This window comes from Paenibacillus sp. DMB5 (assembly GCF_001517085.1).
Taxonomy (GTDB): domain Bacteria; phylum Bacillota; class Bacilli; order Paenibacillales; family Paenibacillaceae; genus Paenibacillus_AQ.
Genome location: NZ_LRAC01000100.1, coordinates 120,206 through 143,102 on the forward strand (window position 1 = coordinate 120,206; position 22,897 = coordinate 143,102).

19 protein-coding genes and 3 pseudogenes are annotated in these 22,897 nt (G+C 53.0%); 15 read left to right on the forward strand and 7 right to left on the reverse strand.

Features of this window, described 5'->3' with window-relative positions:
* Window positions 1-566: 566 nt before the first annotated feature.
* From AWJ19_RS11265 to AWJ19_RS11280, 4 genes and pseudogenes are all read right to left on the reverse strand, one after another.
* Window positions 567-1,547: a polyprenyl synthetase family protein gene (locus AWJ19_RS11265; protein WP_068723753.1), complete on the reverse strand. Its 981-nt coding sequence runs from the start codon at window positions 1,545-1,547 to the stop codon at window positions 567-569.
* Between the two features lie 18 nt (window positions 1,548-1,565).
* On the reverse strand, window positions 1,566-2,015 hold the full coding sequence (locus AWJ19_RS11270; RefSeq protein ID WP_068723755.1) for a hypothetical protein: 450 nt from the start codon (window positions 2,013-2,015) through the stop codon (window positions 1,566-1,568).
* A gap of 220 nt (window positions 2,016-2,235) precedes the next feature.
* A pseudogene (locus AWJ19_RS11275) lies at window positions 2,236-4,115 on the reverse strand (FAD-dependent oxidoreductase).
* A gap of 50 nt (window positions 4,116-4,165) precedes the next feature.
* The gene (locus AWJ19_RS11280) at window positions 4,166-5,074 is read right to left on the reverse strand and encodes an FMN-binding protein (RefSeq protein WP_068723757.1); all 909 of its coding nucleotides are present in this window, start codon (window positions 5,072-5,074) and stop codon (window positions 4,166-4,168) included.
* 466 nt (window positions 5,075-5,540) lie between these two features.
* Between AWJ19_RS11280 and AWJ19_RS11285 the strand changes: the two genes are divergently transcribed.
* From AWJ19_RS11285 to AWJ19_RS11310, 6 genes are all read left to right on the forward strand, one after another.
* On the forward strand, window positions 5,541-5,744 hold the full coding sequence (locus AWJ19_RS11285; RefSeq protein WP_068723759.1) for a CsbD family protein: 204 nt from the start codon (window positions 5,541-5,543) through the stop codon (window positions 5,742-5,744).
* Window positions 5,745-5,800: 56 nt separating this feature from the next.
* Entirely contained in the window at window positions 5,801-6,067 is a 267-nt protein-coding gene (locus tag AWJ19_RS11290; protein ID WP_068723761.1) for a hypothetical protein, read from the forward strand.
* Between the two features lie 138 nt (window positions 6,068-6,205).
* Window positions 6,206-7,603 (forward strand): ATP-binding protein, encoded by a 1,398-nt coding sequence (locus tag AWJ19_RS11295; protein WP_068723762.1) that lies wholly within the window; start codon window positions 6,206-6,208, stop codon window positions 7,601-7,603.
* 118 nt (window positions 7,604-7,721) lie between these two features.
* Entirely contained in the window at window positions 7,722-8,996 is a 1,275-nt protein-coding gene (locus AWJ19_RS11300) for an MFS transporter (protein WP_082707831.1), read from the forward strand.
* Window positions 8,997-9,039: 43 nt separating this feature from the next.
* Window positions 9,040-9,702, forward strand: coding sequence for an oxidoreductase (locus AWJ19_RS11305; RefSeq protein WP_068723764.1), 663 nt, complete (start codon window positions 9,040-9,042; stop codon window positions 9,700-9,702).
* A gap of 84 nt (window positions 9,703-9,786) precedes the next feature.
* Complete coding sequence (locus tag AWJ19_RS11310; protein WP_039869407.1) at window positions 9,787-10,167, forward strand: RidA family protein; 381 nt, start codon at window positions 9,787-9,789, stop codon at window positions 10,165-10,167.
* An 80-nt stretch (window positions 10,168-10,247) separates the two neighbouring features.
* On the opposite strand, the gene AWJ19_RS11315 is transcribed toward AWJ19_RS11310, so the two are convergent.
* Window positions 10,248-11,006 carry a tryptophan-rich sensory protein gene (locus AWJ19_RS11315; RefSeq protein ID WP_068723766.1) on the reverse strand — a complete coding sequence of 253 codons (759 nt, stop codon included), beginning with the start codon at window positions 11,004-11,006 and terminating at the stop codon, window positions 10,248-10,250.
* 370 nt (window positions 11,007-11,376) lie between these two features.
* Between AWJ19_RS11315 and AWJ19_RS11320 the strand changes: the two are divergent.
* The 4 genes and pseudogenes from AWJ19_RS11320 to AWJ19_RS11330 all read left to right on the forward strand — a co-directional run.
* Window positions 11,377-13,154, forward strand: a pseudogene (locus AWJ19_RS11320) (TIM-barrel domain-containing protein); the annotation flags it as partial.
* A gap of 39 nt (window positions 13,155-13,193) precedes the next feature.
* A complete protein-coding gene (locus AWJ19_RS37580; protein ID WP_347231105.1) occupies window positions 13,194-13,652 on the forward strand; it encodes a DUF5110 domain-containing protein in 459 nt (152 codons plus the stop codon).
* A 300-nt stretch (window positions 13,653-13,952) separates the two neighbouring features.
* A pseudogene (locus AWJ19_RS11325) lies at window positions 13,953-17,040 on the forward strand (SNF2-related protein).
* Window positions 17,041-17,068: 28 nt separating this feature from the next.
* Window positions 17,069-17,683 carry a hypothetical protein gene (locus AWJ19_RS11330; RefSeq protein ID WP_068723767.1) on the forward strand — a complete coding sequence of 205 codons (615 nt, stop codon included), beginning with the start codon at window positions 17,069-17,071 and terminating at the stop codon, window positions 17,681-17,683.
* Window positions 17,684-17,934: 251 nt separating this feature from the next.
* Here AWJ19_RS11330 and AWJ19_RS11335 read toward each other — a convergent pair whose 3' ends face one another.
* Together AWJ19_RS11335 and AWJ19_RS11340 are read right to left on the reverse strand one after the other, a co-directional pair.
* A complete protein-coding gene (locus AWJ19_RS11335) occupies window positions 17,935-18,609 on the reverse strand; it encodes a GTP pyrophosphokinase family protein (protein WP_068723798.1) in 675 nt (224 codons plus the stop codon).
* A 255-nt stretch (window positions 18,610-18,864) separates the two neighbouring features.
* Window positions 18,865-19,239 (reverse strand): hypothetical protein, encoded by a 375-nt coding sequence (locus AWJ19_RS11340; RefSeq protein WP_082707832.1) that lies wholly within the window; start codon window positions 19,237-19,239, stop codon window positions 18,865-18,867.
* Window positions 19,240-19,500: 261 nt separating this feature from the next.
* On the opposite strand from AWJ19_RS11340, the gene AWJ19_RS11345 reads away from it, so the two are divergent.
* The 5 genes from AWJ19_RS11345 (at window position 19,501) to AWJ19_RS11365 (ending at window position 22,240) form a co-directional block, all read left to right on the forward strand.
* Window positions 19,501-20,271 carry a zinc ribbon domain-containing protein gene (locus tag AWJ19_RS11345; RefSeq protein WP_068723771.1) on the forward strand — a complete coding sequence of 257 codons (771 nt, stop codon included), beginning with the start codon at window positions 19,501-19,503 and terminating at the stop codon, window positions 20,269-20,271.
* A gap of 86 nt (window positions 20,272-20,357) precedes the next feature.
* A complete protein-coding gene (locus tag AWJ19_RS36485; protein WP_068723772.1) occupies window positions 20,358-20,633 on the forward strand; it encodes a helix-turn-helix domain-containing protein in 276 nt (91 codons plus the stop codon).
* Entirely contained in the window at window positions 20,630-21,241 is a 612-nt protein-coding gene (locus tag AWJ19_RS11355) for a hypothetical protein (protein WP_068723774.1), read from the forward strand. Before AWJ19_RS36485 ends, AWJ19_RS11355 begins: the two co-directional genes overlap by 4 nt.
* Window positions 21,242-21,283: 42 nt before the next feature.
* Complete coding sequence (locus AWJ19_RS11360) at window positions 21,284-21,589, forward strand: hypothetical protein (RefSeq protein WP_068723775.1); 306 nt, start codon at window positions 21,284-21,286, stop codon at window positions 21,587-21,589.
* Window positions 21,590-21,646: 57 nt separating this feature from the next.
* Window positions 21,647-22,240, forward strand: a complete 594-nt coding sequence (locus AWJ19_RS11365; protein ID WP_068723777.1) for a xanthine phosphoribosyltransferase — start codon at window positions 21,647-21,649, stop codon at window positions 22,238-22,240.
* Window positions 22,241-22,897 lie beyond the last annotated feature (657 nt).

Consider the following 22,897-nt stretch of genomic DNA (forward strand, 5'->3'; position numbering starts at 1 on the left):
AAAGACAACAGGCCCGCCCAGTAGGGGGCGGGCAGCAAGGGCGCGTAAAGGCTGGCTACGCGGCCTTTTTGCTGTGTAACAACATCTAAAAGCCTAAGGCAACCCTAACCCCCAATCCCCCAACCCCGAAAAAATAAACATAACTGCTAAACAACGCTCACGGGCGCTTTGCTGCGTTCGCTGGTTTAGCAAAAGCAAAAGCAAAAGCGAAAATAAAGATTGAAGGGGAACAAGCCGCATGTCCTGAGCATCTAAGTGGATTTTCGCCAACTAAATCCCCTGTTTTTTAATAATTGTAGTGAATAGGTGGAAAATCAACACTTAATTTAGCCGGGAATTCCTTTTTGACGCAAAAGGGATCATATTAAGTGTACTTTTTCCATCTATTATCCTATTTCGGGAGGTTTTTAAAGAACTAAATGGCATATTTCCACTTAGTTAGTCGTAGTCTTCCCGCATTCCCATAGTGCTGGAACGCAAAAAAAAAGAGCCCGAAGGCTCTTTAAATAGTTAAAATTTTACACGTTTAAGGTGTGGCTTAATGTGTTTATACATACCTTAATATCTCAGTAATCACGGCCGGCAAAATACTGCAGCAGCGTCTGCAGATCGGCATGAGCGGGATACCCGGATAGCTGCTGAATAATCGTAGCGGCCTGGTCCAGATAGCTCTGGCTCACCTCTGCAGTGCGGGCAAGGGCATCGCTGCCGGTGATGAGATTCAGTACATAAATAACCTCTTCTTCGGAGGAACCGGGACCAATCCTGCGGATCGCGGGAGCGAGCGCAGGGTCCTGGAGGGCGAACAGGACAGGAAGCGTTACCTGGCCGTGCCGCAGATCACTGCCGGCAGGCTTGCCCAGCTTCTCGGCAGACTGGGTGAAGTCGAGCAGATCATCCTGGATCTGAAACGACATGCCCAGCGCCTCGCCGAAGCGGTACAGGAGCTCTGCCACCTCTTCGGCACTCTCTGTTGAGAGTGCCCCGACCCGGAGGCAGGTGGCCATCAGCATCGCCGTCTTGTTAAGGGACTTCTCAAGGTATTGCTCGAGTGTCAGATCATAGTCGAAGGCATGCTCCATCTGCTGGTATTCACCAAGGCAGAGCTGGGCGGTAGCTACGGATGACAGGTCATGGACGTAGCGGTTTTTGTCTCCGCTATATTTGCTTAACAGCTCGATGACTCTGGCTGACATGTAATTGCCGATATGGACAGCGGAGAGTACGCCGGTCTTCACATGCAGGGCGGCTCCGCCGCGCCGCAGCTCGGCATCGTCGATAATATCATCATGAATTAAAGAGGCGGCGTGAATAAATTCAGCAGCGGCAGAGAGCTGAAGCGTTCTGCGTCCCGCTGGTTTGCGGCCAAACCGGCCGCCTACAATGACCATAAGCGGGCGCAGGCGTTTGCCTCCGGAGCCGATCAGCTCCAGGATGCTCTGGGCAAGCTGTGATTTTTTGGGGACATCCTTATCACGGGCCACTAGATTTTCGATTTCACGGTTAATTTCATTCAGGTCTATGTGTAAGGCTTCATGCAGCTTCATTTATTGGATTCCCACCTGTCAAATGGCTTTGCTTGTGCGGCTTCGCTGCCCGCTCTCCTGGAGAAGGAATTCATCAATTCCAGCCGCCGGATTATACTCTGCGAAGTCTCCATTTGAACGTCTGATCTGCATTTTCTTAACGGAGGGAGCCAGATAAGCAACCAGGTCCAGCTCACGGCATTTCACTGCGAACTGCAAATAGAAGCTGTATAAATAATCTCCGTCCAAAATGTTGCGGGTAAGGTCGGGGTGATGTGGGACGCATTCCATATGGCGCTCAGCAGCCAGGGTGAGAATGCTATAAATACCAAGCAAATGGAGTTTACGGTCATATTCCAGATCATGGCGTTCCAGTACCGCGAGCATCCGCTCACATTCCGCCGGAGAGAGGTCCAATTGAATACCGGCGACCGGGGACATTTCAGCCTGCAATTGCCGGATGGTATCTTCAATGAGTTGTCTGTTCATTAAGCTTCTCTCCTTCATGTCGGTTTTGACGGAAGCATCCACCGCCCTGATTATCCCTACAAAACCAATCTTTAATACCTTGTTAAACAAGGAGAGTAATGTGTCCCAGGGACACATTACTCCTTAGAATATATTATTCAACTGTAGCACACATAAAACACATAATAATATGGTTATATGAATTATGGCTTATAAATGATGAAGAAAGTATTGATTTAGATCAGTCCGTAAAGAGATACCAGCGCCGTACGAGCGGAAGTCTCTTCCACTGCTTCTTGAGCCAAGGCAGAACGTAGTAGTCCAGGCCGAAAGTGCTGCCGGAGCCGCCGATGCAGGCAATCGCTGCTGCGACATACCAGAGCATTTCTGTTGCTGCCATCTTGGAAGACCAGATCATAGCTGCCATTGCGATGGTTGCAATCGAGGAAAGCGCTGTGAACAGGCCGACGATCAGCATAACACCAAAGACGATTTCGGCGCAAACCATACCGATTTGGAACCATTTAGCCAGGAAAGTGTAGGATCCGTCATTGTTGTAGAACATTAAATCCATGAACCAGTTGGTAGTGTCATAAACAAAGCCTGGAACAGGAAGTGCAGATACGGCTTCTTTGGCAGTCGATACTGCAGAAGCTGCCGATTGGGCATCTACTGTATCTTTAACCGCATCAACAGCTACACTGGCAGATGATGCAGCATCAGTAGCAAATGGAGCAGCTGGAATCAGGAAAATCTTATCCGGATCTTCCCAGATCTTCTTCAGCTTGTCGATACCTTCATACAGCCACATTCCCCCGAGCAGCACACGCAGCGGAACGATCCAGAAGTTAGGCGAACGCTTGGAGAAATGGCCGCCCAGGAAGCTCTTGCGGTTCTCAACATGGAAGAACTCGTGCATCATGTAAGTCCATACCTTGTTAAAACCTACCACTTGAGAGAGGTAGAACATATTGATAAAATGTTTGGACAACATAGCCATAAAGCCGGTAAGCATGAACAGCTTGCCTGGAAGTCCAACGTTCGCTACACCGTAGCGGCTTCCGATGGAAACCATCGTACCGTGGAATCCCGGTTTGTAGGCTTTCTTAGCTGTACCTTTGATGTCAGCTGTGATGTTTCCGGCAATGACTGGAGCCGCTTGTTCAGCGTTCTCAACCATTTGCGGTACAGGGCGGGTTTCGCCTTCTGGAATAAAGAAGATGTTATCCCCGACAACATAGACATTCTTATGGTCAACGCTCTCCAGGTGCTCGTTGGTAACGATACGTTTACGGCCTTCCTGTTTAACATCAAGGTTGCCCACAATTTCCGAACCTTCAACGCCTGCAGTCCAAACAATAGTTTGGGATTCAACAACGTTCTTCTCGCCAAGGGCAACGCTGCCTTTGCCGACTTCGGTGATTTTTGCGCCGGTTACGATTTCCACGTTCAGCTTGCGGAGACGGGCTTCAGCTTTTTGAATCAGCTTATCCGGCAGAATCGGCAGAACCTTAGGTGCCATATCCGCAACGATCAGACGTACTTCGGAAGGATCGATGTAGAACTCTCTGCACAATTCATCACGCTGTTCGGCCATTTCGCCGACCAGCTCGACACCGGTGAAGCCGCGCCGATGATAACGAAGGTCAGCATCGCACGGCGTACAGCCGGATTTTTTTCCTTAGCAGCTTTGGTGTACATATCGCGGATTTGACGTTTCAGCGCTACCGCGTCGTCATAGGACCAGAAGGAGAAGGTATTCTCTTCAGCTCCAGGAATACCGAAGAAGGTCGGTTTGCTTCCTGTGCCGATTACCAGGTAATCATAAGCATAAGTAGCTTTATCTGATTTAAGCTTCTTGTTCTTGAAATCAATATTGCTGATCTCGTCAAGAACTACATCAACTTTAAGACCTGCAAAGATTTTCTTCAGATCGATCTTAATTGAATCCTCAGGCGCGCGGTTCGCTGAAACCTCATGCAGCTCAGTCAAAAGAGTGTGATAGGGATTCCGGTCGATAAGTTTAATTTCTACATCTTTGTCGTTCTTAAATTTCTTTGCCAGTTTCTTAGCCGTGAGTACGCCGCCGTAGCCGCCGCCCAAAATGACTATTTTCTTCAAGAGAAATTCACCTCATTCGTCTGATTAGCTGCAAGAGGAGAGCGAATTAATTATTTCGCGCCTTCGAGTGCTTTTTCTGCAAGTGTAAAGTATTCGCCTACGTGGATGGATACGCCGGAAATAGCGTCTGTTTTGCCTTCAGCATCAAGGGCAGGAGCTGCACCCTTGTTATCAAGGAAGTATTTTTCAGCCAGTGCGATTTCTTCGTGCCATTCAGCGGAAGCGCCGCCGGCTTTCATACCGTATTTACCATCGATGGAATATTGTTTCTTGTCGTCGCCGGCAGCATTTACACCGCTGAAGTTAACAGCTACAACATTACCGTTAGCTACAGTCAGGGCAACAGTGGATTTCCAGCCGGATTCAGCATCCATTTCGCCTTCAGCTTTGTAGCCGCCGTCTTTGTAAGGACCAGCTTCTACAGGACCGGCAGCAAGAGCAGCCTGTGCAGCAGCAGTAAAGTCGTTAACATGTACGGATACGCCGGAGATAGCATCAGTGTGTCCTTCAGCATCAGTAGTGATTGCAGCAGGATCTTGTTTTTCGATCAGGAATGCTTCAGCCTTAGCAGCCTGTTCGTGCCATTCTGCTTGAGCGCCGCCTTTGGCAACGAGACCGTAGTTACCGTCTTCGGATACTTTCTTCTTCAGATCGCCGGCATTTTTAACGTTGAACGCGTTCCAGTCAGCTTTGGTGATTTTACCGCCTTCTACTGTAAGCAAAGCGTAAGTCTGCCAGCCGGTTTCAGCATCAGCTTCAACAGTACCGAAGTAAGTGCCGTCTTGGTATTGGCCTGCTTCAGCCGGTGCGTTGGTCGCTGCTTCAGTTGCAGCAGGTGCAGTTGTCTCAGCAGGAGCGTTGGTAGCAGCAGTGTTAGCGGCGTTGTTGTTGTTTCCGCAGCCTGCAAGCAGGGTGCCCAGAACCAGGGCGCTTGACAAAATTACAGAAGCTTTTTTCATTTGTTATGACCTCCAAAATAGTTTAAAATATATATATTAAAATGTAAAACATTTTAATAGACTTGGAAGTGATATTTATCACTTTATAAATGACAAATGTCACTCTTATTATCGGCATAAGACCTGTTTTATTGCAGTACTTTGACACTTATCAGTAAACAAAAGGTAAAATTTTAAACATCTTCTTTCTGCTCCGAAGGCATTTTAGCATAATAAATCGATCATACATGTGAAAATAATCACTTAAACCTAAATTAATTTATCTGTAAGTAATTTAGCTATGTTTGGATTATATCAAATTTTAGAAAAATTGAACACCCTCTATTAAAAGACTATTATGTGACAAAATCCGACGTTGCTGTTCTGCTGTTCAGGATTCATTGCCGCGCCGGCGGGTAATAAAACGATAGCACGTGAAGCTCTGAATATACCTACAACTACAGGGAAACTAAGGAGATGAACATGTATGGACAGCAACGTATTCAAAGGAAAATGGATGCAGATCAAAGGTGAGGCCAAAAAGCAGTGGGGTCAGCTCACTGACGATGATCTTGATGTAATTGACGGGGAAAAAGATAAATTAATCGGCAAGCTGCAGGAACGCTACGGCCACACAAAGGATCAGGCTGAGGAAGAGTACCGTAACTGGGGGCAGTCTGTCCGGAGCTAACGGATCCTTTTACGAAATAACAAGCTAGTCACATTCGCATGAAGAGGCGGTGTCCTATGTACAAACCGACCGTCGTCACCGGAAGGATTATTGAAGTGCATGCTGACCGGGTGCTAACCCAGCAAGGCGACATGTACTGTACCTATAATCCCCGGTATTATAAGCTTCCTGATGCTGAGCTATGGACACAGGCTGAATGTGAGCCGGACAAGGTGCAGGTAGCCGTAATCGAAGAAATAAGCCGGATGCAGGTGCCGAGAAAGCGTTGGAATAGAATGCTGCCTTTGTTTTCGCCTCAGAAGAAGAGCGCAAATCGTATATGATTTGTGCTCTTCTTCTTGTTATGTGCACTAATTCAGTATTCATATATACATAACGCTGGAACTGTGGTTTTATGAATTCAAGGAACTATATGATAGTATGGACAGGACGTTATTTATTTGAGCTGTGGGAGTGAGGCAATGGAATATCTCAAAATATTTTTTGTCAATACAGCCCTGCTGATAACATTGGCTTATCTGGGCAATTTAATATATAAACATACTATTACATATGCACCAGAACAGGTGAAAAAGATATGCTGGGTACTGGTAGCGATTTTTGCCGGCTGGGTCAGCTCTTTCTTTGGCTACAGGCTGGATGAAAATGTAATCTTTGATTTGCGGATAGTACCGCTGATCATCTCTACCCTGGCGTATCCGCAACCCTTCATTCTTATTCTAATAGGCGTAGGTACTGGGATCACCCGTTTGACTTTTGGTGTAAATGAAGCAGCGATGGCCGGTGTGATTAATCTGTCTATCCTGGGCTTTGTCTGCGCCGGCCTCAGCCTGTGGGTCAGCCGCTCTCCTGCATCGCTCCGGTTCAAGAGACTAACGGTGATCCTCATAGTCAACTTGGTTAATACGGTCAATATCCTTATTTTTGGCGTTATTCCAGACCGGATCTATCTTACAGATATTATGCCGGTGACCCTGGCCGGGGGCCTGGTTCTCAGTCTGCTGTTCGCACTGATTATCCGTGACTTCCAGCTGGAGCTGCTGCGTAACGGGCAGATTGTCCGTGCCAATGAGCTGCTTTCCTCACAGACTGAGGAGCTGCACAAGAACAAGATTGCTCTGGAGGAGCGGGCCAAGCAGCTGATGCTGGCTTCGCAGTACAAATCAGAGTTTCTGGCTACGATGTCACATGAGCTGCGTACGCCGCTGAACAGCATTATCAACCTGTCACAATTAATAGAAGAAAACAAAGATTCCCTAAGCCCGGAGGAGACGGGAGAGTATGCCGGAATTATCCACCGCTCGGGCGAGGATCTGCTCCTGCTCATTAATGATATTCTGGACTTGTCCAAGGTAGAGGCCGGCAAGCTGGACATCAACAAGGAGGACTTAAGCGTCAGCGAAATTCCGGAGCTGCTGGCATTGCAGTTTAGTGTAGCGGCCCGGCTGAAAGGGCTGGAGTTCAAGGTTACACAGGGTGCAGAGGTACCTGAAATCATTCATTCGGACCCCCAGCGGGTGCAGCAGATTCTGCGTAACCTGCTTGCGAATGCCGTTAAGTTTACTGACGAAGGCAGCATCTCTCTTAATATCCGTACAATAGAGCAGAGGGACGGGGCCTTGCTGCGGCGCTGGATCGTTTTTGACGTGCAGGATACCGGCATTGGGATTGCCCCAGAGAAGCATGATATCATCTTCGAAGCCTTCCAGCAGGCAGATGCGACAATCGGGCGTAAATATGGGGGAACCGGACTCGGCTTGTCCATCAGCAATGATCTTGCGAGACTTTTGGGCGGGTTTATCACCCTGCACAGTGAAGAGCAGCAGGGAAGCCGCTTCTCACTATACCTGCCCTTGTAAATTGGCATGAGGCAGCTTCAGCAGCCTCCAACTTTCTTTGTGACTTTGCTGTATTGACTTGGGGGTGATGCCGAGTAGAATGAAGCCAATGCCGCATCGAAGGAGTGTTACCACCCCCATGAACATCATGAGAAACAGGCTGCCCGGTACCCGTCCCAAACGAATCCGCAAAGCTTCAGTCCACCGCAACAATCTTAGAATTGCTACATTCGAAGGAATTCCCTCAACTGTTTTCCAGGTGCTGCTGCAAGGGCAGTTTCTGACGGGATTTCTGCTGTACTTAGGAGCAAGCTCCAGCCAGATCGGTTTTGTACTGGCTCTTACTACACTGGTTAATATTGCGCAGATCGGTGTAGCCTTCCTGATCCAGAAGCTGCCGAGCCGCAAGTGGGCTATGGTGATATTTACGGCGCTGCACAGGCTGCTGTGGGGCTCGACCGGACTGGTGCCGTTTCTGTTTCCAAAAGAGCATTGGGTTACCGCATTTATTATTTTGTATACAACTGCTTTTATTTCCAGTACGGCGGGCGGAATGCTGTGGAACTCCGTAATAAGCGACCTGGTTCCTGCCCGCGTAAGGGGACGGTATTTCGGCATACGTAATACCTTTCTGAACGCGCTTGGCAGTCTGGTGATGTATGGGGGCGGGGTTATGCTGGACCGTTATCCCGGAGCCCATGGCTTTCTAATCATTTATATTGTTGTGTGGGCCTGTGCCATCGCCAATATTATTGTTTTCTGCTTTTATCCGGATGTGCCGTTTGAAAAGTCGGAGGAAAAATCATTTTTGCCGATGTTCAGGAAACCGCTTCACGATAAGCTGTTTATGAAATCGACGCTGTTTCTTGCCGCCTGGCTGCTGCTGCAGAACCTTACAGTTCCGCTCTATTCTTATGTCATGCTGCAGCTCCTTAATATTAATTACGAGACGCTTTCACTACTTAATGTATCGCAGACCGTGTTCATGATGGCCAGCTTCTATGTCTGGGGGAATCTGAACGCCAAATACAGCAATAAGCGGCTTCTGCTCTGGACACTGCCGATCATTGCACTGTCATCGCTGATGTGGGGCATGCTGTCCGTGCTGCCGATGCTGCCGGTCCTGTTTGCTGCCCATATTATTTTCGGTATGGGCGTCGGGGGCTTCAACCAGCTGGCCTTTAACTTTATTATCGGGGATACCCCGAAGAAGGAACGGCCGATGTACATGGCAATGTATGCTGCGCTTACCGGGCTGGCAGCCTTTTTTGGCCCGCTGCTCGGGGGCAGAATATACGAATGGATTGCTGACTGGCCGGAGTGGATGCAAATCTATGGAATGCAAATTGTTGTCGGGGTGCTGATGATTGTCCTTGCTGTGCTGCTGGGCCGCCGGATACTTCGGGATGAATAGCAGCAGCGCCCGGCTGTGAATAACAGGGAAGGGAGAGGATGGAATGGAAAGGATAGCAGTAGTACTTGGAGCTACAGGCCTGGTCGGGGAGGCCGTTACACGTGAATTACTTGCAGGGGAATGGACTGAGGTGCGTGTACTTGTCCGCCGCAGGCTTGCGCTTACGGACTCCAGGCTGAAGCAGATTATAGTGGACTGGGAGCAGCTCGGGCAATATAAGGAACAATTCGCAGGAGCCTATGCTGTGTTCTGTTGTCTGGGTACGACAATTAAAAAAGCCGGTTCACAGGAACAGTTCGAGCGCGTGGATCTGAAGTATCCGCTGGAGGCAGCCGCACTTGCCAAAGCAGGCGGAGTGAAGCAGTTTCTGGTTGTCTCCTCCATGGGGGCGAACGCGAAATCCGGCAATTTCTATATCCGGACCAAAGGACGTGCCGAAGACGGTCTGGCAGCTGTCGGCTTTCATGGCCTGCATATTTTCCGCCCTTCACTGCTGCTGGGTGAGCGTACGGAGTTCAGGCTGGGTGAACGTGCCGGAGCAGTCGTCATGAAAGCGCTGGATTTCGCAATGACCGGCAAGCTGGCCCGTTACCGGGCCATTCCCGGAGCCAAGGTTGCCAAGGCTATGGTGAATATCGCCCTGGCGGATACAGGCGGGACGCATATCTACACGAATGAAGTCATTCATGTTATTGGCGGACGCTGACAGGCCTGAAAGTTTGCAATAAACAGATCCGAGGACGTACAATGGGACATAATCATCTGTACATAATGACAGGAGGAATAAATGATGAGTAAAAAGCAGATCGCCACAACAGCGGCACCCGGCGCAATCGGACCGTACAGCCAGGCTATTGCCGCCGGCAATTGGGTATATACTTCCGGACAGCTTGGCCTGAACCCGGAGACGGGGGAGCTTGCTGAAGGTGTACAGGAGCAGGCCCGCCAGTCGCTTAATAATGTGAAGGCCATTCTTGAGGAAGCCGGCGCTTCCATGGAGCATATTGTGAAGACGACCGTTTATCTGAAGGACATGAACGATTTCGCAGCTGTTAATGAGGTGTACAGCTCCTTCTTTACCGAGCCTTATCCGGCCCGCAGTGCGGTTGAGGTGGCACGTCTGCCGAAGGATGGTCTGGTTGAGATTGAAGCAGTAGCACGCAAAAAATAAACATGAAGACAAACCCGCTGAACCGGCTATGCCGGGACAGCGGGTTTTTTGTGCTGGCAAGCCTAAACCGGTGTAATAGTTTAGACTCTTCTGCGCCGCGGCGTAAGCACCAGCCACAGGCTGTACAGCAGGAGCAGGCCGGCGGCAATGGAACCGGTTAGGAAGACGTTCTCTGTTTCCCGCTGCTCCAGGGCGATGGCAATAAAGGCCCATACAAATACCAGCGGGAAGATGCTGTCCCGGTACGGGTAGCTGACCAGTATTGCAAGCAGTGCGCCGACAATCAGCATGATGACCGCCCACACCGTACCGTCCAGGCCGAAGCCGCCCCAGTCATTCTTTTTCAGCACGACAGAAACATTGACGAGTGTGGCGACAGAGATCCAGGCGAGATAGATGCTGAACGGCAGGCGGATCAGCCAGCGTTCGCCCGTAGTCGGTCGGTCGATCCTTCTGGTTTTGCGGTAAACGACGATCAGTGAGATCAGCAGCAGCACCATAGCGGCGAGTGAAAGCTCGATGTATAAATAATGCCACAGAATCAGCCAGCTCATATTGAAGATACAGGTGAGGATGAACCAGATGCCGATCGATTGTACAGAATCCCTGGAGCCGCTGTCCGAGCGGAACTGGTAGATGACAAAGCCGGCCAGCAGGAGATAAATGAGGGACCAGATGGAAAAAGCGTAGCCGGCCGGGGTAAGGTACGTATGGTATTTGTCTGAAATTTCACGCGTGCTGTTGCCGCCCAGCGGCAGGGCTACAGATAGCGTATTAACAAGGATCACACCGAGGTAGAACAGCACGTTCCACCACTTCAACGGATTGGTTCGCGTCATGATCGATTCACTCCCTAGACTTCATATTTTAGATGTGAGGTCTTGACCTACATAGAATATACCCGCTTTAGTTGCAGTTCAGACCAATTTCAGTAAAAAAATGACCTGCAGGTCATAAAATTTGCGGATAGCCCGCCGTAAACTCGGGGTAATATGTATTTATTACAAGAAGGTACACGTTAGGAGGGGGAAAGCAAAGATGGAGAGCAGTGAGGCAATCCGCCCTGAAAAAATGGGGCCGCTGGTCATGACAGAAACCTGGAATACCCCGGGGAGTGTAGAGTCCTGGGAGCGCTCGGAGAGTATTTATATCGTCCGCGGTGAGTGCGCAGGCATCGCCTTTGTCTTCTTAAATGATGAGATCTTCCGGATGAAGCTGTTCCACGGTGAGGTGCCTGATCTGACGACAACACCGGCTGTACTCGCGGAAAGCTGTATACCGCATCTGTTTCCGGTGGAGGAGGATGAGGAGAAGCTGGTTTTTACGACCAGCAGCATCCGGCTGATCATAGAGAAGACATCCTTTCTGATCCGGGTGGAGAATCATGCGGGCGAAGTGATCATGCAGCAGAACCTGACCAGCTGGAATCCCCGCGGGGCCAGCCATGCGGAATATGATATGCAGCCGGATTCCCATTTTACGGGCTGGGGGAGAAGTCGAGCTTCCTTGATAAGCGCGGGGAACGCTATACGAACTGGAATACGGATGTGTTCGCCCCCCATCTGCCCGAAATTGAGGCCCTGTATGAGTCCATTCCGCTGCTGATCCATATGCACGGTGAGCTTACTTACGGCTTGTTCCTGGATAACACGGGCCGCAGTGACTTTGATATGCGCTCGCACGGGGTGGCGTTCACCGTTGGCTGCTCCACAGGGGCTTATGATATTTATTTTATCAACGGGCCTGAGATGAAGGATGTTGTCAAAAGATACACTGCCCTCACCGGACGGATCGCTCTTCCGCCAAAGTGGGCAATCGGCTATCACCAGTCACGCTACAGCTATATGAATCAGCAGGAGGTGCTGCAGCTGGCCCGGACCTTCCGCGAGAAGAATATTCCCTGCGATGTTATCTATCTGGATATTCATTATATGGACGAGTACCGGGTATTCACCTTCGATCCGGTTAACTTTCCTGAGCCGCAGAAGATGATTGCCGAGCTTGACGAGCTGGGTGTGCGGATTGTGCCGATCGTAGACCCCGGTGTCAAAAAAGACCCCAAATACGAGGTCTACAAGGAAGGCGTGCTGAACAAGCATTTCTGCCGGAGGCTGGAGGGGGATATCTTTTTTGGCGAGGTCTGGCCCGGCATCAGTGCCTTCCCGGATTTCAGCGACAGCCGTACTGCGGAGTGGTGGGGCGATCTGCATAAGTATTATACGGATCTCGGCATCCAGGGCATCTGGAATGATATGAATGAGCCGGCGGTATTTAATGAATCGAAAACGATGGATCTCGATGTCATGCACTTTAACGACGGGCGTCCGGTCACCCATGAGGAATACCACAATCTGTACGGGATGATGATGTCAAAAGCGACCTATGAGGGGCTGGCGGAGCATATGGCGGGGGAGCGTCCTTTTGTGCTGACCAGAGCCGGCTACGCGGGCATCCAGCGGTATGCTGCAGTGTGGACCGGGGATAACCGCAGCTTCTGGGAGCATATGGCCATGGCCATGCCGATGGTGCTTAATATGGGGCTGTCGGGGCTGGCATTCGCCGGTCCGGATATCGGCGGCTTTGCCCATCACACCTCGGCACAGCTGCTGGTGCGGTGGACGCAGATGGGTGTGTTCTTCCCATACTGCCGCAATCACTCCTCCATCGGTACGCTGCGCCAGGAGCCCTGGTCGTTCGGGGAGGAGGTCGAGGGCATTCTGCGTGAATTCATCGGCCTGCGTTACCGGTGGATGCCGCATATTTATAACCTGTTCCATGAAGCGGAAGATTGCGGACTGCCGGTAATCCGGCCGCTGATCCTGGAGTATCCGCGCGATCCCCATGTGACCAATCTGTGCGACCAGTTCCTGCTTGGTGACAACGTGCTTATCGCCCCGGTCTACCGCCCGGATACCGACCACCGCTCGGTGTATCTGCCGGAGGGCTGCTGGCTGGATTACTGGGACGGCGAGGTGCATGAAGGCGGGAAGCACATCCTTGCAGCTGCACCGCTGCACATCATGCCGATGTATGTGAAGGCAGGCAGCTTTACGGCGGAGGGTCCGCTGAAGCAATATGCGCAGGAAGAGACTGCGGAGACTGTGATTTTCCACTTGTACGGGGCTAAGGCAGAGGAAGACTTCACAGCATCGTTTACGCTGTATGAGGATGACGGGCATAGCTTTGCGTACCGCAAAGGGGCCTTTTCACAGATCGCAGTGGAGGCAAAAGGGACCGGAGACGGGCTGCTGCTGAACTGGTTCTATAAAACGGATGCCTACAAGGCCCCGCGGGAGATGCTGCGCTTCGCGCTCTGCTATCCTTTCTTCCCGGCTGATGATGTAGACGGGCTGCCTGAGATCAGTCTGGATGAGCTTAAGGAAGGAAGAAAGGGCTGGGCGCGCAACGGAAAAAGCGGCGCAATCATTATCCAGGTTCCTGATGAGCGGAGCGGCGGAGAGCTGCGGATCAGGGCAGGGAAATAAGGAAATGGATTAGAGCTGCCTTTTTGAAGGCGGCTCTTTTGCTGCATCCGGACATGGGATTTAATTGAAAAATATCCAATCATCCCTTTGCAGAAGCCCGAGTAGTCGCAATACATTTCAATTTCTATATTAAATTGCAGAAAATAATGCAGAAACGTTTTTAAATCACGGCTTTTTCGTATAAGATGAAGGGATGAAGAAATTGTTTCGGTTCAAAATCTATATCTCGCGGAGAAGGATACAGTCCACCGGAGGGCACGGGCTGGCTCTTTCTGTTTGCTTAAGGACAGGAGATCACCAATGATTAAGCATCTGTATGCAATATGGCTGGGGGACGTTTTATTCTGCTTCTCTGGTGAAACCTCGGAACCCAAGGTCGACGCGTGGACACGCGTGATCAAGAAGCTGGAGTTCGGGGGCGGAGGGCGTCCTTTCGCGGGTGCTGCACTGCGGCTGGCAGAAGTAAAGTATCCGGTGGCTGCGGCTGCGGAAGGGAAAACGGCGCGGCGCGGTCTGCCGGGACGGACGCTTGAGGGACTGGCGCTGGGGCCGAAGGAAGCCTTCGACCTGCTGCTTGCCTGGGACGATGAGCTGTGCCGTGCCCAGGGGGTGGAAGCCGGGGGCGAAATGCGCTACTGGGCGGCTGCGGCACGGTTTGCCCTGGAGCTGATGGCTACGGGGGCGATTGTGCCGGGCGCAATACCGCCCCGCCCGATCGGCTCACGGCGCCGCGGCGGCGAGCAGGCGGCTTCCGCCTGCTGGTTCCCGGCCTTCCGCCAGGAGGCGGATAAGGAGTTCTTCCTGCAGCTGGCGGCATCCATGCCGGTGCTGGCACTCGGAGCCCATGTTGCTGAGGAAGGGGATCTGACTTCGCGTGAAGATGCAGGAGGATATGTACTGTATTCCTTCTTGCAGGCAGTGATAACTGCCGAGATCAAAAAAATAATTGCCGGCTCCGAAAGCGAGCTTGGTCCATATAAAGCAAATTACCGCCGGGGCTATTCCCCGCTGACCGAGCTATGGTGGAACAGCCTGCTCACGGCAGCCGGGAGATTCCGGTCCAGGGGACACCAGCAGAGGTATCCGAGCTGCTGGCTGAAGTGAACGGGGCCCTGGCTGGCGGAATGCCGCGGGCCCAGGCAGAGGAAGAGCAGACTGGCCAGCTCGGTCTGGGCCTGCGTCTGGAACCGCCGGCGGACGAGGGTGAGCTGTGGCAGCTGACCTTCTGGGCGGAGAGCCGTGAGGAAGGGGAGCTCTGGCTTCCGGCTGCAGCCATCTGGAGCAGCCCCGAGCGCGAGTTCACCCTTTGGGGCAAGCGGTACCGGAATATCCAGCAGCAGCTGCTGAATGCGCTGGGCCGCGCCGCTAGAATATCGCCCGATATTCAGCGGGCGCTGAACATCCCTGCGCCAACGGGGGTGGAGCTTGAGCCGGAGCGTCTTTATTTCTTTTTGAAGGAGAGTGTGCAGCAGCTGCGTGAATGGGGCATAACGGTGCAGATGCCTTCGCGCTGGAGCCGTGAAGGTCGGCGCCGGGTCGGAATGCGGATGAAGATGCAGCTTCCTCAGGCCGGGATGGACGGACCTGCACAGCCCTCGCTGGGGATGGAGGAGCTTATCTCCTTCCGTATCGAGGCTTCACTTGGGGACAATCCGATCAGTGAAGAGGAGCTGAATGCCCTGGTGGAAGCGGGAGTGCCGTTTGTGCGCTTCCGGGGCGAGTGGATCGAGGTCGATCCCAAGGAAATCCGCCAGGTGCTGAGATATATGAAACGCCATGAGGGCGGGGAAATGTCGGCTGCGGACTGGATGCGTCTGGAGGCTGAGGACGGCGAGGAACGGCTCTGGAAGGGCATGTCGGTCATAGGAATGGAGACCTCCGGCCTGCTGGCATCGCTCATGCACGGGGATGTTCTGCGGAGCCTGCCCGTGCGGTCAGTGCCGGATGGCCTGCAAGGAACGCTGCGGCCCTATCAGGAGCGCGGCTATCAATGGCTGGCTGCGCTCAGCGGCCTGGGCTTCGGAGTGTGCCTGGCCGATGACATGGGCCTGGGCAAGACGATCCAGGTCATTGCCTGTCTGATGGACCGGGCGCTGAGCGCTCCGGCAGAATTCCGGCATAAGCCGGCGCTGATTCTCTGCCCGACCTCGCTCTTGGGGAACTGGCAGCGTGAGCTGCAGCGCTTTGCCCCTTCGCTGAGTGTGCATATTCATCACGGGGGAAGGCGGATACGCGGAGAAGGCTTCGCGGAGCTTGCCGCCAGCCATGAAATTGTGCTGACTACCTATCATCTGGCCGGCGGGACAGCGAGGATCTGGCTGCAGTGCGCTGGTCTACGGTCGTGCTGGATGAAGCGCAATATATCAAGAATCACCGGACCAAGCAGGCACAGAGCGTAATGAAGCTGTCTGCCCCGTACCGGATTGCCATGACAGGCACGCCCGTCGAGAACCGGCTGGGTGAGCTCTGGTCGATTTTTCACTTTTTGAATCCCGGTTATCTGGGCTCCTATCACTCCTTCCGCCAGCGTTATGTATCCGGTGAAGGCGGGGAACGGCTGCAGGAGCTGCACCGGCTCGTGTCACCGTTTCTGCTCCGCAGGCTCAAGAGTGATCCCGATATCTCGAAGGATCTGCCGGAGAAGCTGGAGCTGAAATCGTACTGCCCGTTAACAGAGACGCAGGCGGTGCTGTATCAGGGGGTAGTGGATGAGATGCTTGGCGTAATCGGAGAGCGCTCTGGCATGGCCCGTCGCGGTCTCGTTCTGTCCTCGCTGACCAAGCTGAAGCAGATCTGCGATCACCCTCAGCTGTTCCGCAAGGAAGAAGGGCGGAGCGGACGAAGCGAGCAGTCAGGCAAAATGGAAGTCATGTTCGAGGTGCTGGACAGCATTGCCGAGCTGGGCGAGTCGGCGCTGATTTTCACCCAATATGTATCAATGGGAGAGCTGCTCGTCAGCCGGCTTGCCAAAAGATACGGCCAAACCCCGCTGTTCCTGCATGGCGGTATTCCCAAACGGGAGCGGGATGAGATGGTCCATGCGTTTCAGGAGGGAGAGGGGCCGGCGTTCTTCGTGCTTTCCCTCAAAGCGGGCGGCGTCGGGCTGAATCTCACCCGGGCTAACCATGTCGTGCATTATGACCGCTGGTGGAATCCGGCTGTTGAGAACCAGGCGACCGACCGGGCCTTCCGGATCGGCCAGCATAAAAATGTGCAGGTTCACAAGCTGATCTGCCAGGGCACACTGGAGGAGCGGATTGACGAGCTGATTGAGCGCAAAAAGAATCTGTCTGAGCAGGTCGTCGGCTCAGGAGAGAACTGGCTGACAGAGATGTCCAATCATGAGCTGCAGGAGCTGATCGAGCTTCAGGATCAGGACTGGATGTAGCAGCGGTAAGTAAAAGGGGGATCTGACAATGGGCAAGCTGCCGGAACAGAGGCTTATAATCGAACCTGGAGTGCTGAAAATATTGCCTGGGCAGGAAACGGTGCAGGAGGGCGGTGCCGTTAGCAGCAGTGCTGATACAGCGTCCGCACTCTCCTGGGCGGTTCCGCAGTGGGACTCGGCACAGAAAGATAAGGTGCTGCGCCAGCTTGCCGGACAGCCAGGAGAGCTGTATGACCTGCTGCAGGGAAAAAGCACCGGAAGCATAGCAGAGCTTCAGCTCCTGCCTCCCGAAGTGGAACGGGCAGATTCCGGTGAGGAGACAGGGGCGGCGCTGCCTGGATGGGCCAGAAAGCAGCTGCTGGAAGAGCCGCTGCTGGGGTTCAGGCTGCGCGGGATGAGTAAGGAGGAGCTGCTGGGGGGAGTATTTGCCCTGTGGGCAGAGGAGGAATATATTCAGCATGACGAAGGCAGTCCAGCTCCTGCCAGCATGCTGGCCGCGGAGCTGTCAAGGCTGGAACGGAAGGGGCCGGCCGTTACTACAGGGGAATGGCTGGCGGAAGCGGCGGCCGAGGGCTCGCTGCATCAGCCTGGCCCCCTGTTTCACGAGCTGGCCTCAAGGCCGTTCCCGGCCACGCCGCAGTAGCCCAGCCGGACGAAGACTGGCTGAAGCTGCTGCCGGATACGCCCAGGGCAGGCGAAGGCCTTGCCCTGATTATGCGCAAGGCGGCTGAATCGGCAAGACGCCGCGCATCGGAGCCGGGCAGGCAGTAACGGCGTGCGGGAGCATCGCGTCGGACACACAAAACAAGGCAGTGCCGGGAAGCTCTTCTGCTTTGGCACTGCCTTGTTGTATTTGTGGCTTAGCCGGCTGCATCAGCCGGGCTACCGCTATCCTTATTCTTCCGCCAGCTTGTCAGTACCGCGGCTTCCTTCAGACAGCTCAAGAATTTCGCGGCGCAGGCGGAGCATCTTCTGGTCCAGCTCGTCAGCCGCACGCGCGGCCTCCTTCAGCTCCTCGGCTACATGCGGCGGAAGCTGCTTGTCGAATTTATAATAAAGAATATGCTCCATGCTGGCCCAGAAATCCATGGCCAGCGTCCGAATCTGTATCTCTGCCTTGACCCAGCGCGTCCCTTCGAGCAGTACGAGGGGGATCGCTACAATAACATGCAGGCTCTGGTACCCGTTCGGCTTCGGCTGGGCGATATAATCCTTGATCTCAAGCACCCGCAGATCCTCCCGGACGCACAGATGATCCACCAGCCGGTAAATATCCTTCACAAAAGCACAGACAATCCGCATCCCGGCGATATCATGAATGTGCTGCTCCATATTTTCAAGGGTGAAGGGATGCCCCTTGCGTTCCATTTTGCGCAGAATGCTCTTTGGCTCTTTTATACGTGATTTGACATGCTCGATCGGGCTGTAGCCGTCACGGACCTGCCACTCTGTCTTGACTACGTCAATTTTATTCTCAAGCTCGTTCAAGGCATGGCGGTAAAGCGCAGGCAATGTCTTGAGATCCTCCAGCCTTCCGGCAAAATCCTCGCTGTTCTGCCACTGCTTCATATCCTTAACATGCACCTGCAGCTGATTCAGCGTAACTTGCGTACTATCGTCTTCTTTCACTGATACTCTCCCGGGTTTCATTATTTGTGACTGTTTTATTTTAACCGATTTTATGCCCTGGAAGCAAAATAAATGCCGACCCCGGCTGAAAGCCGGTAACAGCAGAACAAGGACTCGGGAAGCGGTTACATTAAAAAGCGGAAACATTCTTTGTGCGGCGGCGTATTAGCATACATATCGTGAATGCACGGTGTTTTATTTATTCGTAGGTGAACCTCCATCGTATCCCTTGTCCTCATAACCGGTATTTTCGAGTTTGGGCAGGACGCCGAGCTGCCTGATCGTCTGCTGTGTCTCCCCGCTTCCCACCTGGTAAAGATACCGGTAGAGCCGGATGGTCCCGTCATCAAACTGGTCTGCAGCGTCATCATGATCGGCGGATTTGTAAGGCACAGCGGCACGGCGGAAGGCGTATTCGTCTCCGCTTGCCAGATTGTCCAAAAGCTCCTGAAGCACCGTCAGCTCATCAGGGGTAACCCGCACCTCGAATTCACCCGATTCACCGGGTACGTCCTGAATCAGTCCATGACTGACAGATACGAAATAACTTTTCCGTTGTTCGTCCGGCAAGTTGATTCCCTCCCTCATTTTTGCGGTTAAGGTTTGCTTGCAGGTGATCTCTTAAAAAGATAAGTACGGTTGCCGCCTTCCTTGAAGACGGTGAAGCCGTTTCTACTTGCTAATATACACAGAACGACAAATAATGAATCTATTCGAGACATTTGGTATGATAGAAGCACGTTTTAAGGTTACAGAGTATTACATAGGCTTCTTATGAAGCTTTACGGCTATTTAACAGCCCTATTCTCATCTGGAGAAGGAGGAACTATGATGAATTTTCTGCAACGTATCAAAGACAGTGCCAGCCGGGTGAGTGAAAAAGCGCAAAGCTCGGTGGAGATCGGTAAGCTTAACGGGCATATTTCCGATATTGAACGCGAGATGGAACTCGAATTTATGAAAATGGGCCAGCTGTTCTATGAAGGCTACCGTTCGCGTGACATGTCGGTGGCTGAAGGCAAGATGGTGGAGCTGTCCAAGGTCTGCCTGAAGCATCAGGAGCAGATTGATGAGCTGCGCCACAGAATTGCCGAGCTCAAAAATGAGCGGCTCTGCGTGTGCGGCAATGTGGTCGCACTGGATGCCAATTTCTGCCCGAAATGCGGGCATAAGCTGGAGGAGCCGGTCAAAAAAGAGGCTCCGGCCGTAACAATCCGTAAGATACATGAGGATGAGGAAGACGAGTTTTACGGTGAGGATGAATTGACTGAAGAAGAAAAAGAGCTGGCGCTCCGGTCAGAACCTCGGACCGTATATACCGAAGTGCTGTATGATTCCAAGGAGTCTGAGCCGCAGGATTATGCCGGGCATAGCCATGAAGTGGAACGTGAGCGCCGGGAAGCTGATGAGCTTGAGCGGGAGCGTGAACGCCAGCTCGAGCTGGACCGCCGGATACGCGACTGGAAGGGCGGGGGCCTGTCGGAGGAAGCAGCAGCCTACAGCGAAGAAGGTGTGCGGGATATGGTCAAATGCCAGATTTGCCGGGCGGACCTGCCCAAGGGCTCAATGTGGTGCCCGCGCTGCGGCTCTGAACAAATCTAGGCACAGCGGTACAACAGGTTAAAGGTGCAACACCGAACCGCAGATTCACAGATTGAGTATGTAGGCATACTAGGAGGACAACATAGATGGAACAGTTGCTGCTGCATCTGCGCAATTTGGGGTTCACAGAGATGGAATCCAAGATTATGGTTGAGCTGGCTACCAAGGGGGAAGCTTCGGGCTACGAAGTGGCTAAGCAGCTGGGCGTATCCAGATCCAATGTGTACGCGGCGCTTCAGCGCCTGACACAGCAGGGGTATGTACGCTGCGGTGAAGGGGAGCCGGCCCGCTACAGCGTGCTGGACCCGGAGGAGCTGGCTACGATGATTTCCGGCCGAGCCCGGAGGAGCTGGCTACGATGATTTCCGGCCGAGTGCAGGCCTCGCTGGCTTTTGTGGAGAGCGAAATGCCCCGCGGCGGTCCTGTCAGCCAGTCGTTCTACAATATTGAAGGGGACCGTAATATGCTGGGGGCGCTCACCCGCCAGCTGAATCTGGCCGAGAAGGAAATAGTGGTCGATGTATGGCGGGAGGAAGCCTCCCTGCTGCGAAGCGAGCTGGAACAGGCGGAGCGGCGCGGCGTGAAGCTGCTGTGGGCTTTTGACGGCGGCAATACGGCTGCGGCCCCTTACCCGGTATGGCCGCCGCTTGGCGGCAAGCCGCGCCGGAGCGGAGGACGAAAGTTTTCTTTTGTCATCGACCGGAGCTGGTGCATGCTGGGGATGCGCTATGAGGACGGCACGGCCCAGGCGGTGGTGACCGAGCATGAAGTGCTGGTCGAGCTGCTGCTTAACCACTTTTCACAGGAAATGGTGCTCTTCGAGCTTGAGGAGGACATGGGGGCTGAGCTGACCAGACGCTACGGTGACCGCTACAGCCGGATCTACAGCAAATATGTGATGCATGAGAAGGATCATGATACAGACATGGAGTCTGACCCGGAGGATTCCGGAAATAGCCGGGAAGAGTAGCGTATATGGCCCGGGCGAGACTATGCTAGGGAGGTGATAAGCGTGGAATGTATTGTTCATTTTGATGTACAGCATCCCGAAGGTCCCAAGTCGCTGCGGGGTCTGCTGTTCCTGGAGGAGGGCAAGGTGCCGGGGGAGAAAGAGCTTGTGGAGATGTTCAAGGATATGAAGTTCAATGTCCGGCTGGCTGACCGCGACAAGCTGATCTTCAAACCGGTCAATGCCGGTGAATCCTATTCCGAGATCCGGATTACAAGCTATGACGGCGGCAAGCCGGGCAGCAAGGAGGATCATGATCTGAAGTCAATCGTCGGTAATCTGCTGCCGCAGAAGCCTACAGGACTGTAGGATAGAGTCAGCTAAGGCAGGGTCCATAGGAATAAGAGAAGAAAAGAGGGAGCACGGATGGAGTTATTGAGACGCAAGGTCTTGGATGAAGGAATTGTTCTCGGTCAGGGAGTGCTCAAGGTGGATTCTTTTCTGAATCACCAGATGGACCCTTTTCTGATGCGTGAGGTGGGCCGCGAGTTCACCCGCCGTTTTGCCGGAGAAGCTATTACCAAGGTGCTGACGATCGAATCCTCGGGCATTGCCCCTGGTATTATGACGGCCCTTACGCTTGAGGTACCGCTGATTTTTGCCCGCAAGCAGAAATCGCTGACGCTGACGGAGGACATCTATGTCGAAACCGTCTACTCTTTTACCAAAAGAGAGAGCAACGACATCACCGTCTCCAAAAAGTTCATTGCGCCGGGTGAGCATGTGCTGATTGTGGATGATTTTTTGGCCAACGGTGAGGCGGCCTTCGGGCTGGCCCGGATCGTGGAGCAGGCTGGAGGTACGGTAGCCGGTATCGGCATCGTGATCGAAAAAGCCTTCCAGCCGGGCAGCCGGCTGCTCAAGGAAGCGGGCTACCGCGTGGAATCGCTGGTACGCATCGCATCCCTGGAGAACGGCGTCATCTCGTTTGTAGAGGAAGAAGACGGTCAGGCGGATTAGAGCACATAAGCTGTACGGGTAGTGTTACACATACTTGGATTTGAGAAAAAAGAGGACTCCGGGCTTTGGCTGGCCGGGGTCCTCTTTCTTTGGGTTTGGATTGGTGCGTTTGCGGGAATGCGGCCGGTTGCGTGAGGTTAAGCGTCTGTGTTAAACGCATTAGAACGGGGAAAGTGGCTGCGGCGGCTTGGCAATTAGGTGGATTAACGCCACCTAATTCCGGCATATTTCATGATTTTTATTCTTTAGGTGAAAAACACCACTTATTTCAGGCCGAAATTCACTTAGAGGGCGAAAACGGCAGAATTAGGTGGCGTTTTTCCACCTAATTGTTTTTCCCGGTAATTGGGGCAGAAAATAGATGGCAGATTTCCATTTAGCTGGCTGACGGCCTCCGGCTATCCCGGCATCAGGCTGCCTGCCAGCTTGGCGCGGCAGGATTTAGCTGAGCGTCAGCTGATACGGTTCGGTTATTAGACACCTGCCAGGCAGGCTTAGCTGTAAGTGAGCCGTTAAATCCGCGCTGGCGGGGTGTCTGGCAAGATTGTCTGCCAGCTAAATCCGCTCCCAGCCATCTGCACCTTCGACGCCTGTATTAGCGGCTTCGCGGGCCTGGACCAGCGGCCGTGCTCAGCCGCTCGCCCGGCAGGAGCTGCC